This window comes from Vibrio sp. Sgm 5 (assembly GCF_026241575.1).
GTDB classification, from domain to species: Bacteria; Pseudomonadota; Gammaproteobacteria; order Enterobacterales; family Vibrionaceae; genus Vibrio; species Vibrio jasicida.
In genome coordinates this window covers 146723-160881 of record NZ_JAPHPY010000008.1, presented here as the reverse complement: position 1 = coordinate 160881, position 14159 = coordinate 146723, and the positions used below count along the sequence as shown (strand labels likewise).

The window sequence follows — 14159 nt, the reverse complement described above, 5'->3', positions numbered from 1 at the left end:
TTCTCTCTTGGTTGAAAGATCTGATCGCAGAACCAGCTTTTAGTTCACTTCTATTTTTTTATCCCGAGTTCAGGTTAATTATGAAAGTAATTATCTTGGAAGCGCTAATATTAATCAAATTTTCTTTGGTATTGTCTATTGGATCTGATTGATTTAGTTTAGTTAAAGAGCTGGCTTTTTTTATAATCTATTTTTTGCTTGCTACTCAATAACTTCTTTAACTAAAGACGTAAGACATGTTCTTTTTCATACGATTTCTTTCCGCATGTAATCATCTTCTCGATATGGATTTACTAAATTCTTTCCTTTAATCCTTTCCTTTAATAATTTCCGCTCACAATAAATACAACCATACCAGTAAGTGAAAAGAAGAAAGATAGTGCCTGGGTCTTATTTGGAATTGTCAGTAAGAGAAGAGAAAAGACGTGTAGGGAACCTATGCTACCTAATAACGTTGAGAAAAGTTGAAGTCAAAAGTCTTTACTCATATGGGAGAAACTTTTCGATTGAGCTTAATTATTAGCTTGCATGCATATTGTGTAGTGACGACTTACATTAATAATTCAGATTAAGCCATGAACTTACCTAGTTTATTACGATATTAATATAGATTTATCTTTTATCACATTGAGTTTAATGGCGTTTAATTGTTTTTAATTGTACTCATTAGTTCTGTTTGCTTAGTTTAAACCTGTTGCACAGTGTTTTGTGTGATTTAAACATGTATCAAAGCAATCAAAGGATGTACATGATGTTTTCTATGGAAAAAAATGCAATCGTGACAGGTTCTTCTTCTGGAATTGGCAAGACTATCGCTGAAAAGTTAATGGCAGAAGGCTATAACGTAATGATGAATGGAATAGAGCCAAATGAAGATTTTATATCCTATTGTGAGGAAAAATCAGCTGAATTTAATGTGAAAGTAAAGTATTTGCAAGCTGATATGTCGAAATTCAATGAAATCGAAAAACTCTATTTAAACGCAAAAGCTCACCTTGGAAGTATCTCTTTGTTAGTGAACAATGCAGGTATTCAACATGTTGAAACTATAACTTCTTTTCCCGATGAAATGTGGAAAAAAATAATTGATATCAATCTATCTTCGGCGTTTAAGCTTACTAAATTAGTCCTTGAAGGCTTTGTTGGAAATAAGTTTGGCACTATTATTAATATAGCTTCTGCCCATGCATTAGTTGCCTCTCCTTATAAGTCAGCTTATGTAGCGGCAAAACATGGTCTACTTGGTTTTACTAAAACTACCGCGCTTGAGTTTGCAGAGCAAAACATTACGGCAAACTGTATTTGCCCTGGGTATGTACTTACCCCTCTAGTTGAGAAACAAATTCCTGAAACGGCTAAGGCAAGAAACATAACTGAAGACCAAGTTATAAAAGATGTTTTGTTAAAGGCTCAACCTACAAAAAAATTCGTAGATGCAAAGGAAGTTGCGGAAATGGTCGTCTTTCTTGCTTCTAATAAAGCTCGTTCTATTACGGGCTCAGCGATCGAATTGGATGGTGGTTGGACAGCCCAATAAACAGGATGCTCTACAATGAAAAAAATAAGCTTAGCATTACAGGGTGGGGGATCTCATGGTGCCTATACGTGGGGAGTACTAGACTATCTTTTATCAAAAGATGAGTTGGAATTCTGTTCAATCAGTGGTACTTCAGCAGGAGCAATGAATGCAGTAATTTTGGCTCAAGGATTACAGTCTGGAGGAAAAAAAGAAGCGCGAGAATCACTAAAACGCTTCTGGGAAGATATTTCATCAACAGCTACTTCAAGTCCAATCAAAACGGGCTTTTATGAAAAAGCGATGAAAAGTTGGAATATCGACATGACTCCAGGTTTTATTTTCTTTGATCTTCTGTCTCGAATAGCATCCCCTTATCAAACAAATCCGCTAGGTTACAATCCATTAAAACAGGTTATAGATAAACATATTGATTTTGATGTGATAAACAAATGTTCAGCAGTGAAACTGTTCATTGCAGCAACAAATGTTAAAACTGGTCGAGTTAAAATCTTTGAAAGAGAAGATCTGACATGTGACAAGTTGATGGCATCAGCTTGTATTCCAACAATGTTTCATGCTGTAGAAGTCGATGGTGAATATTATTGGGATGGTGGTTTTTCTGGAAACCCTCCATTATTTCCATTTTTGACTAAAGCGACATGCAGTGATGTCGTTGTTATACAGATCAATCCTCAAGTCAAACATGAAATTCCACAGACTTCTGCTGAAATCAACAATCGAATTAATGAAATAACCTTTAATCAAAGTCTTTTGAAGGAGTTCAAATTTATAGATTTCGTCGACAGATTGACTGAGTCCAATGAAGAGGCTAGAGCGAAGTATAAAAAGTTATTTCTTCACTCAATTTCTGATGACGTAAATCTTCCTCGTTTGGGGGCTTCGTCAAAATTAAATGCAGAATCTGATTTTGTCTCATATCTATTTGAACTGGGAAAAAAATCTGCAGAAACATGGTTTAAGAAAAATTATGCAAGCATAGGCAAGAATAGTTCTATTGATCTGGATTCAATGTTTTCAGGTACTACATTATGACAAGTTCGTATGAAAACGGATTAAAATTCGCAAAAGAATTTGGAGTTTTGGATAAACTTGAGATGCTGTCAGATAAGTCAGATGATTTAGAGTTTATTTTTACGTCTTTTGCGTTTGGTATCATTAGAACTAGAAAACATTTCTCGAACAAAATAAACGAAATAATTGCTTTAAGTTGTGTCCTTGTTAAAGGAAACGAAGAAGCTATTAAGTCACATATTATTTTATCAAAAAAATCTGGTATGACAGATGAGGATATTATTGAAGTTTTCATTCAGTGTATCCCATTCTGTGGTTTTGATAATGTTCTACAAGCAATATCCCTATTAAAGTAAGGTATATAAAATGACAAATAAATATCATCTAGAAAATGCTCCTAAAGAACCTGTTGGTGAAGTTGAAACGAACATCGGAAAAATTGCGCTTTCTGATGTTGATTTTCTTAAAAATGTTAACATTAACGATCTATCTCTTTCGTTTAATAAAGTAACTGTGGCTCCTGGAGGTTTAGTCCCTCTTCATAGTCATAATGAGAGACCTGCAATCATGTTTGTTGTTAAAGGTGTAATTACTGAATTCAACTCAATGAGTGCTGAACCTCGAGTTCATACCGCGCCTTCTGCAACCATTGAATATAATGATGTTGAACATTGGTGGAAAAATGAAAGCAATGATGAAGTAGTTATCTATTCAGCCATGCTTGTGTAAATAAATTGGCCAACCAATAATTAATCTGATTGTTGGTTGGCCAAAAGGAGAAATGTATGAATACCAATGTTGTAGTAATTGGTGCAGGTGCTTCTGGACTGAAATTGGTTAAACAGTTATCTAAATATCATGGGATAGACGTGACTTTAGTTGACAAAAATTCTCGTCATGTTTGGAAACCTCTTATGCATGAAGTTGCTACCGGGATTAGAGATGATAGAGTTGATGCAGTCAACCTAAGATATCATTCAGTAAAAAACGGATACCAATTCATTCAAGGAGAGGTATGTTCTATTGATAACAAGAGTAACAATATAAAATTGTTGTCAGTTAAAGACCAGAATCAAAGAGAAATAATCCCAGAAAGAGTTATCTCATTTGATATTTTAGTCATTGCTATTGGAAGTAAAACTAACGACTTTGGAAATAGTGATGTCTCCAAATATTGTTATTATATAAATGACTTGGATACTGCTTTATTATCAAAAAATAAACTTCAAAATGAGATTGAGAGAAACCATTTTTTTGGCGAAAAAGAAACAAAAGTAACAATTGTTGGTGGTGGAGCCACTGGTGTTGAGCTAGCTGCTAATATTGTAAATTCTGTCGATAAGCTTAACATGAATGGTTTTTGCTCGACAAACGCACAAGGATTAAAGATTACGGTTCTAGAAGGAGGTGAAAGAATACTACCAAACCTTGATAAAGATGTCGCTGATTATATTTATAATTCATTAATACGATTAAATGTAACCATAAAGACTAAAACTATAGCTTCAGAAATAAAAAAAGATGGCGTTGTCACTCAAGATGGTGATTTTATAGATCACGATGTAATTTTTTGGACTGCAGGTATAAAGTGTCCATCTTTCTTAAGCAAGATTGAAGGGCTTGAGACAAATAAGATTAATCAAATCACTACAAATGCAAATCTTATAGCAAAGAATAGTCAAAACATTTTTGTTATTGGTGATGCGGCTAATTGCGTAGATTCTAATGGTTTCGCAGTTCCTGCAACAGCCCAGTCAGCTCATCAGATGGCTGATGCTTGTTTGCGCAATATCTTAAGTTTAATTCGAAGAGAAAAACTGGTTGATTTCGAATATAAAGATCATGGTGCTATTGTCAAACTAAATAAAGAGAGCACCGCGGGTTCTTTAGTTACGCCGTTTAAAAGAAAAAATTTCACTAATAGTTTTATAGTTAACTCTATTACTAGTACCCTTTATGGTGCGCATATAATATCCATTTTAGGGTACAGAAAAGGGATTGTTAATCTTCTTTATGGAAAGTTTTCTCAATTTAGTGGAAATAATATAGATTTCTTTAGCGTTTAATAATTTGAGGTTGTATGAAATACGATAAAATGGTCATTACTAAAACTCTTGCACTTTCAATTTTTGTGATATGGTTAGGTTTTTTAAAGTTTTTTCCTTTCGAAGCTGAACTGATAACTCCTTTCGTAGAAAACAGTCCTTTAACCAATATACCTTTTTCATATTTTGGTGCAAATAATTTCTCTATGATTGTAGGCTTCTCTGAAATAATGTTTTCTATTTTATTATTATTTGGTTTGTATAATAATAAGGTTGGTTTAATTGGCTCTCTTGGAATGAATGTTACTTTTTTAGTAACGCTCTCGTTTATTTTTACTACCCCAAACGTAAACAAATTTGTCCAAGGAGCTTTTGTAACAGATTTCTTTTTATTGAAAGATGTTATGTTTTTGCTTATTTCTATTGATTTACTCCAATACCACAAAAAGAAAATTCGAACAGTATAATAGGTTGAAATATTTATGAATGGTAAAAAAGCTTTAATTTCAGGAGCCCATGGCGCGATTGGTTTTTCAATCACTCGGCGTTTGCTTTTAGATGGTTATTCAGTGATCGCAGTATTATCACCTCGCGAATTTCAACAAAAAATGAAATTCATGATTAATCAGCTTTCTGAATTTAGAACAAATATGTCTTTCTTAGAATTGGATGTGGCGAACACAGCGCAATGTGCTGAAAAATTAGCACTTTTGCTTGAGGAAGAAGGAACCGTTGATGTCGTGATCAACAATGCAGGTATTACACGTGATGGCGTGTTCAAAAAAATGACGGCACAAGCTTGGAACGATGTAATCAACACCAACCTCAACAGCTTATTCAATGTCACACAGCCTTTATTCGCAACGATGTGCGAAAAGGGTGGTGGTCGCATCATTAACATCTCTTCTGTAAATGGCCTTAAAGGTCAGTTCGGTCAAGCAAACTATTCAGCGGCTAAGGCTGGCATGATTGGTTTCTCTAAAGCATTGGCATACGAAGGTGCTCGTTCTGGCGTAACCGTGAATGTGATTGCTCCGGGATACACAGGCACACCAATGGTTGAACAGATGAAGCCGGAAGTGCTTGAGTCTATTACCAACCAAATTCCAATGAAGCGTTTAGCTACGCCTGAAGAAATTGCAGCATCAGTAAGCTTCTTAGTGAGTGATGCCGGCGCGTACATCACTGGCGAGACATTGTCAGTGAACGGCGGCCTATACATGAGCTAAGGAGTGGGATGATGGAAAAAGTATTTATCGTTGCAGCGAAACGGACACCTATCGGTGCGTTTGGCGGAAGTTTAAAAAACACATCAGCAGGCGATCTAGCTGCGGTTGCAATCAAAGGTGCTCTTGAGGCCGCATCACTATCTGGCGAGAAAGTTGATGAGGTTATCGTTGGTAACGTGATTGCCGCAGGGCAAGGCATGGGTGTTGGGCGTCAAGCGGCATTGTTTGCTGGCATTCCAGAGTCAGTCCCTGCATACGGCGTCAACATGGTTTGCGGCAGTGGTATGAAAACCGTCATGGATGGCGTTTCTCATATTCGCAGTGGCGATGCAGAAATCGTTGTGGCCGCTGGTGTAGAAGTGATGTCACAAAGCCCATTCATTGTGCCTAGCGTTGTACGTGATGGTAACAAGATGGGCAACATGGAGTTGAAAGATCTCCTCATTGCAGACGGTTTGATGGACGTTTACAACCAATACCACATGGGCGTAACCGCAGAAAATGTGGCGAAGGAAGTGGGCTTATCGCGTCAACAACAAGATGAATATGCACTTTCAAGCCAACAGAAAGCAGTGGCTGCGATTGAAGCAGGTAAGTTCAAAGATGAAATTGTCCCAGTAGAAGTCAAGCAGCGCCGCGAAACCGTGGTATTTGACACGGATGAATACCCAAAAGCGAACGCGACACTAGAGGGTTTGAGTAAGCTACGTCCTGCGTTTGACCGTGAAGGTACAGTAACCGCAGGTAACGCTTCAGGTATCAACGACGGTGCAAGTGCCATCATTTTAGCATCAGAAAGCGCGGTTCAATCGCATGGTCTGACGCCAATTGCTGAAGTGGTGAGCTACGCTCAATCCGGTTTGGATCCTAAGATTATGGGGCTTGGTCCTGTGGAATCAGTGAACAAGGCGCTGCAAAAAGCCGGGCTGAAAACCAGCGACATTGATGTTTATGAACTGAATGAAGCCTTTGCTGCGCAAGCACTAGGTGTGATTCATAAACTGGCAGAAACCAACCAAGTACCAGTGAGCTCAATTCAAGATAAAGCCAACTTTAATGGTGGTGCTATCGCATTGGGCCACCCACTCGGTGCATCGGGTAACCGCATTCTGGTTACGCTAGTACACGAACTTCACAAACAAGACGGTCAGCACGGTGTTGCTTCACTTTGTGTAGGCGGCGGTATGGGCACGGCTGTGGTTGTAAAAGCAGTTAAGTAATAAACAATTGAAAAGGAAATAATGATGTATACAGATTTTTTTAAAACAGTTAGCGAGCAAGTTGAAAAGAACTTCTCTCCTATGACAGAGTTCAATAAGCTAGTGACAAAGAACGTGGAAGTTCTTACTGAGCTTCAACTGAACGCAATCCGCACTTACAGTGAAGTTGGCCTAAACCAAATGAAAGCAGCGTCAGAAATCAAAGACGTGACTTCTCTAACGGCTTTTAACAGCCAACAGCTGGCTGTGCTTACTAAGCTTTCTCAGCAAATGATGGACGACAGCAACAAGCTGCAATCTATCGCGAAAGAATTCAAAGAAGACGTTGAGCAAATGACTTCGGAAAACCTAAAGAGTGTTACTCCTGCGTAATACGTCCGCTTATCGCCGCCCGAGCTCTTGGGCGGCGTTGTTTTTTTCCGAATACAGGAGTAAGACTATGTTTCAACACTTCTTTTCGGACTATCTTGTAAAGCTTCAGGAAACCAATCATCAGTGGTGGCATGATTTCGAAGTGAACAAGGCAGTCGTGAATTCTCCTTTGAATAAGGCCATGCAAGAAGTGAACGTCGAAGATACTGCCAAACTGTTCGAGCAAGCGGCAAACCAGCCAGCGGCGATTTTAAAGTTGCAAGCTGAATGGTGGGAGCAACAGCTTCAAATATGGCAGAACGTGGCACTGGCGGGCAACCAAACACAAATTATCGAAGCAGAGAAGGGCGATAAGCGTTTCTCAAACGATGCTTGGCAACAAGAAGCCATGTACAGCTTCATCAAACAATCCTACTTATTGTTCAGCAAGACATACCTCGACACGCTCGATTCTATCGAAGGTCTTGATGAGAAGACGAAAGAGCGTATTACTTTCTTTTCTCGCCAAGCTATCAATGCACTCTCTCCATCTAATTTCATTGCGACTAACCCAGAGCTGCTTAAACTCACTCTTGAGCAAAATGGTGAAAATCTGGTGACGGGGCTGGAAAAGCTAAAAGAAGATGTTGAGTCGAGTGCCGATATTCTCAAAGTACGCATGACCAACAATAATGCCTTCCGTGTTGGTGATGATGTGGCGACAACGCCGGGTGATGTGGTTTTCCAAAACGAACTGTTTGAGTTGATTCAATATCGTCCTTTGACAGAAAAAGTGAATGCAACGCCACTGCTGATCGTCCCGCCGTTTATCAACAAATACTACATCCTTGATCTAACGGCGAAGAACTCTATGGTTCGTTGGTTGCTAGAGCAAGGCCACAGTGTATTTATGATGTCTTGGCGTAATCCGGGTAAAAAGCAGGCTCACGTTGAGTTTGGCGATTACGTAACGGAAGGCGTGGCGAAAGCGGTCACTGCAATTGAGGACATTACGGGCCAAGAGCAGATCAACGCAGCAGGTTATTGCATCGGTGGTACGGTCCTGGCGAGCACGGTCGCTTACTATGCGGCTAAGCGTATGAAGAAGCGCATTAAGTCAGCAACCTTCTTTACCACGCTACTGGACTTCTCTCAGCCGGGCGAAGTAGGGACGTACATCAACGATACCATCATCAGTGCAATTGAAACGCAAAACAACGCGAAAGGTTACATGGATGGCCGCTCTCTTAGCGTGACGTTCAGTTTGCTGCGTGAGAACAGCTTGTACTGGAATTACTACGTTGATAACTACCTTAAAGGCAGCAGCCCTGTAGACTTCGATCTTCTGTACTGGAACAGCGACAGCACCAATGTGAGTGCAGCTTCCCACAACTTCTTATTGCGTGAACTCTATCTAGAGAACAAGCTTGTTCAAGACAAGGGCGTGAAGATCGGTGGCGTCTGGATCGATCTGAATAAGATTAAGATCCCGAGCTACTTTGTATCGACCAAAGAAGACCATATCGCATTGTGGCAAGGAACCTATCGTGGTGCACTCAATACTGGCGGCAACAAGACCTTTGTGTTGGGTGAGTCTGGTCATATCGCGGGTATCGTTAACCATCCTGCCAAAAACAAGTATGGCTACTGGTTAAACGACAACCTTGATGACTCTGCTGATGAATGGTTTAACAATGCCAATCATCAAGAAGGCTCTTGGTGGACGCATTGGCATCAATGGCTGTTGCAATTCAGCCCAGAAGAGCAAGTTGAGCCGTTCCAGGTTGGTTCAGAGCAGAACCCCGTGATTGAAGAGGCTCCAGGGCTGTATGTGAGACAAGTATTGCCTATCATATAGGAGCTCAAATTGAAGGACATTAACAACTCGGTCAATTCTAACCAAGAAAACAAGAGAAAATTAGAGCTAAACCTCTCTAAAAAATATCATCAATTATTAGCTCATTGTATAAGATTAACTGGAGATAGGCATACAGGGGAGGACGTTTTACATAATGCCATTGTAAGATCTTTAAAAAGCATTGATGCTTTAAAAGATTTAAAAAAAATTGACTCTTGGATTTATACAATAATATTTAGAGAAAATCTACGTAGGTTTGAGAAGAAGCATATATATATTAGTTGTGACTGTGATAATTCATTTTCTTATGAAGCTGAACTTGTGAGTCGGTTGATGTTTTATAAACAACTCGATAAAGTTTATCGGTTACCTCATATATATAAGGTTCCATTTTTAATGAAATATTACAACGGAAATACATATAAGGAGATTGCTAAAGAATTAAGTTTAACTAGCCAAACTGTGGCTACAAGAATAAACAGAGCCAAACAAAAAATAAATGAGAAGGAAATGTAAATGAATAGACTAATTGGATTACTATCTACCACTGTTTTATCTTTTAATGTAATTGCTGGAGGCTGCCCTATAGGAATGGAGGGATCTACACAGTTTACTCCTCCTACAAAAAAATCCGGAGAGATCTATGTAGATATAAAAGCTGAAGTGAAACTCGATGATCAAGCAATAGCCGCAGAAGGTTGGAAGTATCGAACTCGAACAATTACATTTTCTCCTGGCGCCGTAGTTCCAGTTCATTCCCATGATGATAGACCTGAGATGGCAATGATGAAGCACGGAGAAGTCACTATTTATGAAACTAATTGTAAAGTGCCCTATGTAATGAAAGAAGGAGACGTTTACCACAATGAACTAGGTATCTCTCATTGGGCTGTTAATGATACCGATGATTTTGCTGTAATGTACGTGACTGATTTAGTGAAAACGGAATCCTTTCCAATCAATAAATAGCTATTCTATAACATTAAAAATAGGGGCATAATATGAAAATGAATAAAAAAAGTGTTTTGGCAGCACTATTTTCCACTATTGTCGCAGTTTCTTTTGCTGCTAGTGCGGATGAGCAATATGAATATTCCCAGAAGTGGATGCCAAAGCAAGAAGCTCCACTAGATCTCACTAACGCAGCTATATTCTTTACTGATCCTCAAAATGGTTTCTATTCGGAAGACAGTCCAATCGCAGATTTAGTCCAACCATTAATAAAGAAAAATAATACAGTAAAACATCAGCAAGAATTGCTGAAAGCAGCTAGAAGTTCTGGGATGAAGGTTTTTTATTCTCCTCACATGTATACAATGAATGATTATAAAAACTGGGATAGAGAGGCGTTAAATGGTATCGATCGTGTTATGTTTAATAATAACATGTTTATTGAAGGAACAAAAAGCCATGATTGGTATCATCCTTTAGCGCCAGATAAAGATACTATTATTATGAATCCTCATAAAGGGCTATCTAATTTTCAAACCGGTGATGCAAATATTCAGTTAAGAATGCATGGTATTGACACTCTGATTATGGGAGGGATGGCAGCAAACATGTGCGTTGAATCCCATGCTCGTGATGCAATAGAGCATGGATTTAAGGTGATAATTGTCTCTGATGCAACAGCTGCGGCAGGTCAAATGGCACAAGATGCAGCATATACAAACTATGAATTCATAGGTAATGAAGTTGTAACCACCAGTGAAATCATTAAAAGAATCAAGGAACGATAGCTCCCCTTAAAAACGACGAACATAATTAATTCATTATGTTCGTCACTCTATCTAAAGGACTCATTATGCTAAAATTAAGCAATTCTCTTTTATTATTAACAATGCTTAGTGCTTCGGCTCAAGCTAGCCATCATTTTGAAAGTAGTTTGGCTCAAAATTATCCAAAACTTGATGTAACAGATACATATGTTTTCCCTTCAAGCAATGGTGAAAGTACCGTCTTTGCAATGTCATTTAATCCAAATTCTGAGAGCAACACTATTGATAACTTCAGTGAGAATGGTGTATATGGTATTCATATCAAGGATCAACTAAAACATATAACATACTTGTTTTCTAAAAAAGATGGTTTTATCGAAGTTAGAAGAACTGATAACTACAAAAGTACTAATCCCATTAATCAATCTGAGTTTATAGGAAAGGTCAGACCAAGTACAACTGGTGTTTTATTCGGTGATATAAAAATTTGGTCTGGAGCAATAAAGGATCCCTTTTTCGCTGATGGGGATGGATTTAGGAAGTTTAGAAAAGATATTGAAGAAGGACGATTTAATTTAAAACACTTTACAGGAGAAAGTGAATTTTTTCAAAACAGAACATCAACAGGTATCGTGATAGAAATTCCGAACGAAAAGCTTGAATCAGATGTCTCTGTTTTTTCAACTTCGTCTTTTTACTCTGGTGAACATTGGCATCAGGTAAATTATTCCGCTAATGTTTTACTTACAAATCTATATTTGTTTGACAACAAAGTAAAAGTCATTAAGAATACCAATCTGTTAGAAAAGAATGATATTGTTAAGAACGAAATTATTAAAAATATTGAAATAGCCACTTCTGCATCAAATATCAAAAACAATAAGTCCTATTCGAATAAGGTTTCAAATCTATTGATTCCAGACTATATACGCTACAAGGTAGGAACCAAAGCTGAGTATGACATTATGGATCCTAACGGAAGAGATATTAGAGATGATGCTTTTGACAATTCTCTATCTGTCTTTACTGGACAGGATGTTTCTGATGGAAATGATAAGCAATTAAATTATCAAGATTATTTTCCATACTTTATACCTGCAAATTAATGAGTTTTAGTTACTTGTATAATGCAGATACGATTAGGCTTTTATAATCTCGTTAAGATAAAGAGGCTTTCATGTTAAAATATGCACTTATAGCAGTTATATTTTCTAGTTCTTCTTTTGCAAATTATTATGATTTTGATAGTGAAGGGTATTTATTGCGGCCGGAGAACTATCGTGAATGGATTTTTGCAGGAACTGCAACAACACCAAAAAGCGTTTATAAGGAAGTTCTTTTTCCTGATTTTCAAAATGTTTACATAGACCCCAAAAGCTATCAATATTGGAAAACCGAAGGGGAATTTCCGGATGGAACTATTTTGGTCAAAGAACTGCTTACAAAAGGGCCTACACAATCCGCTGTAGGAAATGGCTTTTATCAAGGTGATTATTATAGTTTATCTGTTGCTTTAAAAAGTAAAGAAATGTTTCCCAATACTGATGGGAATTGGAATTATTTTTCTTTTGTCGATAAAAAAGCCAAAAGATTGAAATCTAAATCGAAGGCATTAGGCGAGCGATGCTCAAGCTGTCATCAAAATAATGCACCTGACGGTGCTGTTTTTTATAACTATTTTTCGGTTCTTAGAGATGCTAAAGGGTTTGGAGAAGGTGCTCCAGAAAATCTCGATACAAGGATTGGATTAAAGTGATGTTGCTTTAAAGTCAGGCCACCTTTTTAAAGGTGGCTTTTTATACAATAAGTGGATTATGGTTGGTGTTTTAACCATTCAATATCCCCACTTAGCCACGCTGTTTGGGTTTGATAACCTTCTGATTCAATCTCTTCTTTATACGAGAGCAAGAACTTGTTTTTTTCAACGTGTTCGACTTCTGTATAAAAATAATGATTGTTAACATTAATCAAATCACGCCAAAAATCTCTTGATGTATGATCATGAATGTACAGGTATTTACTGTTCAATGTTAAGAAATAAAATTTGTTATTAGTATAACCAACCAATCCTGAGCTTTTCCTAGTAGTTCCATCTTCAAGTTGAGATATGAATGTAAATAAACCATGATTAATATAAACTTGTAAACTTCTATTTGGATTATTCAAGTGACTATCAATGGAAAATGTTTCGCCCCATAGGTATACCCAGGGGCTAGTGACAATTAATAACCCAATAACAATAGATGACTTCCACATAGAAAACCTACCAGAACCCCAGTTTTCCAGTAATCTCTGCATTGTTGATTTTTTCATTATCAAACCTCTTAGTTAGATATATTGTATTTTTTTCTTTATCAATCTTAGCTATGTTTATCTGTGATAAATGATCGTGGAACTCTATATCTTGATCTATTTTTACTTTTCTTTTCCCGTCAATAAACTGGTATTCTTTATTAACTGAGATCATAAATACAGTATTGTTTATGACAGCATAGATCCCCCAACTTTGTCGAACTATATCATCTGACATAAATTGTATTGAGTTATATATAGCATGTGAAAACTGAATATGTGTTTCTAAATGTTCCTTTGAACTAGGAGTGTATACAGTGAAATCGCCACCTGTAGCATTAAAGAAAGGAAGAGATACTATAGACAAAGCGATTTTTATTATATGTTTGATGTTCATTTTTAATAGTATAGAGAAAAGTATAAAGATATTGAGTAGATAATTATGATTATGCTGACAATCATGTCACACCATGGAAGTGACGAAAGTTTTGGTCTTTTATTGATCTTTCTTACATTAAGATCTAACCAGCTTCGCTGGGAAGAATTATTTATTCTATGATTTATATCCAACTTACTTACTGTCTTTACACCATAGGGGAGTATAAGTTTATATCCTTGTGAAGGATAACTTTTTATTTCAATTCCGGAATTCAGCTTCTTAAGTTTTTTTCTTAAATTCATTATGCAAACATTTAAAGAGTTGCTTCCTATTTCCTTGCTAGGCCAACCTGTTTTTGTTAACTCTTCACGGGAACTTATTCTATTTATATTGTAAAACAAAAGCATAGATATTCTTAAGTCAATGCTATTTACAGGCACTTTGCTTGTTATTTTTAGGTTCTCTTCTTCGTAGTACTCTATATAGTTGTCATTTTTGTTAATATAAAGAATCATT

18 protein-coding genes are annotated in these 14159 nt (G+C 37.1%); 15 read left to right on the top strand and 3 right to left on the bottom strand.

All coding sequences use genetic code 11. From position 1 onward, the window contains the following. Nucleotides 1-748: 748 nt before the first annotated feature. The 15 genes from OQJ86_RS07155 (at nt 749) to OQJ86_RS07085 (ending at nt 12728) form a co-directional block, all read left to right on the top strand. The gene (locus tag OQJ86_RS07155) at nt 749-1537 is read left to right on the top strand and encodes a 3-hydroxybutyrate dehydrogenase (protein ID WP_265987330.1); all 789 of its coding nucleotides are present in this window, start codon (nt 749-751) and stop codon (nt 1535-1537) included. 15 nt (nt 1538-1552) lie between these two features. Beyond that, nucleotides 1553-2572 (top strand): patatin-like phospholipase family protein, encoded by a 1020-nt coding sequence (locus OQJ86_RS07150; protein ID WP_265987329.1) that lies wholly within the window; start codon nt 1553-1555, stop codon nt 2570-2572. Beyond that, complete coding sequence (locus tag OQJ86_RS07145) at nt 2569-2907, top strand: carboxymuconolactone decarboxylase family protein (protein WP_265987328.1); 339 nt, start codon at nt 2569-2571, stop codon at nt 2905-2907. Before OQJ86_RS07150 ends, OQJ86_RS07145 begins: the two co-directional genes overlap by 4 nt. Nucleotides 2908-2917: 10 nt before the next feature. Beyond that, the gene (locus OQJ86_RS07140) at nt 2918-3280 is read left to right on the top strand and encodes a cupin domain-containing protein (RefSeq protein WP_265987327.1); all 363 of its coding nucleotides are present in this window, start codon (nt 2918-2920) and stop codon (nt 3278-3280) included. A gap of 56 nt (nt 3281-3336) precedes the next feature. Next, nucleotides 3337-4617 carry an NAD(P)/FAD-dependent oxidoreductase gene (locus OQJ86_RS07135; RefSeq protein WP_265987326.1) on the top strand — a complete coding sequence of 427 codons (1281 nt, stop codon included), beginning with the start codon at nt 3337-3339 and terminating at the stop codon, nt 4615-4617. Between the two features lie 14 nt (nt 4618-4631). After that, nucleotides 4632-5063 carry a DUF417 family protein gene (locus tag OQJ86_RS26635; RefSeq protein ID WP_416236445.1) on the top strand — a complete coding sequence of 144 codons (432 nt, stop codon included), beginning with the start codon at nt 4632-4634 and terminating at the stop codon, nt 5061-5063. A 15-nt stretch (nt 5064-5078) separates the two neighbouring features. After that, a complete protein-coding gene (locus OQJ86_RS07125) occupies nt 5079-5825 on the top strand; it encodes an SDR family oxidoreductase (RefSeq protein ID WP_265987325.1) in 747 nt (248 codons plus the stop codon). An 11-nt stretch (nt 5826-5836) separates the two neighbouring features. Further along, complete coding sequence (locus OQJ86_RS07120) at nt 5837-7045, top strand: acetyl-CoA C-acetyltransferase (RefSeq protein WP_265987324.1); 1209 nt, start codon at nt 5837-5839, stop codon at nt 7043-7045. 24 nt (nt 7046-7069) lie between these two features. Continuing rightward, entirely contained in the window at nt 7070-7417 is a 348-nt protein-coding gene (locus OQJ86_RS07115) for a phasin family protein (RefSeq protein WP_265987323.1), read from the top strand. A gap of 67 nt (nt 7418-7484) precedes the next feature. Then, entirely contained in the window at nt 7485-9254 is a 1770-nt protein-coding gene (gene phaC, locus OQJ86_RS07110) for a class I poly(R)-hydroxyalkanoic acid synthase (protein ID WP_265987322.1), read from the top strand. Between the two features lie 9 nt (nt 9255-9263). Beyond that, nucleotides 9264-9770, top strand: coding sequence for a sigma-70 family RNA polymerase sigma factor (locus OQJ86_RS07105; protein WP_265987321.1), 507 nt, complete (start codon nt 9264-9266; stop codon nt 9768-9770). Next, nucleotides 9771-10223 (top strand): cupin domain-containing protein, encoded by a 453-nt coding sequence (locus tag OQJ86_RS07100; protein WP_265987320.1) that lies wholly within the window; start codon nt 9771-9773, stop codon nt 10221-10223. A 32-nt stretch (nt 10224-10255) separates the two neighbouring features. Beyond that, nucleotides 10256-10993 carry a cysteine hydrolase family protein gene (locus tag OQJ86_RS07095; protein WP_265987319.1) on the top strand — a complete coding sequence of 246 codons (738 nt, stop codon included), beginning with the start codon at nt 10256-10258 and terminating at the stop codon, nt 10991-10993. Nucleotides 10994-11058: 65 nt separating this feature from the next. Continuing rightward, nucleotides 11059-12078: a DUF4331 family protein gene (locus tag OQJ86_RS07090; RefSeq protein WP_265987318.1), complete on the top strand. Its 1020-nt coding sequence runs from the start codon at nt 11059-11061 to the stop codon at nt 12076-12078. 71 nt (nt 12079-12149) lie between these two features. After that, the gene (locus OQJ86_RS07085) at nt 12150-12728 is read left to right on the top strand and encodes a cytochrome P460 family protein (protein ID WP_265987317.1); all 579 of its coding nucleotides are present in this window, start codon (nt 12150-12152) and stop codon (nt 12726-12728) included. A 56-nt stretch (nt 12729-12784) separates the two neighbouring features. Here the strand turns inward: OQJ86_RS07085 and OQJ86_RS07080 are convergent, their stop codons facing one another. From OQJ86_RS07080 to OQJ86_RS07070, 3 genes are read right to left on the bottom strand one after another with little or no spacing between them, the layout of a single operon-like run. Further along, nucleotides 12785-13285 (bottom strand): hypothetical protein, encoded by a 501-nt coding sequence (locus OQJ86_RS07080; protein ID WP_265987316.1) that lies wholly within the window; start codon nt 13283-13285, stop codon nt 12785-12787. Further along, on the bottom strand, nt 13236-13661 hold the full coding sequence (locus OQJ86_RS07075) for a hypothetical protein (protein WP_265987315.1): 426 nt from the start codon (nt 13659-13661) through the stop codon (nt 13236-13238). The genes OQJ86_RS07080 and OQJ86_RS07075 overlap by 50 nt, the downstream gene beginning before the upstream one ends. Nucleotides 13662-13663: 2 nt before the next feature. After that, nucleotides 13664-14158 (bottom strand): winged helix-turn-helix domain-containing protein, encoded by a 495-nt coding sequence (locus OQJ86_RS07070; RefSeq protein WP_265987314.1) that lies wholly within the window; start codon nt 14156-14158, stop codon nt 13664-13666. Nucleotide 14159: the final 1 nt, after the last annotated feature.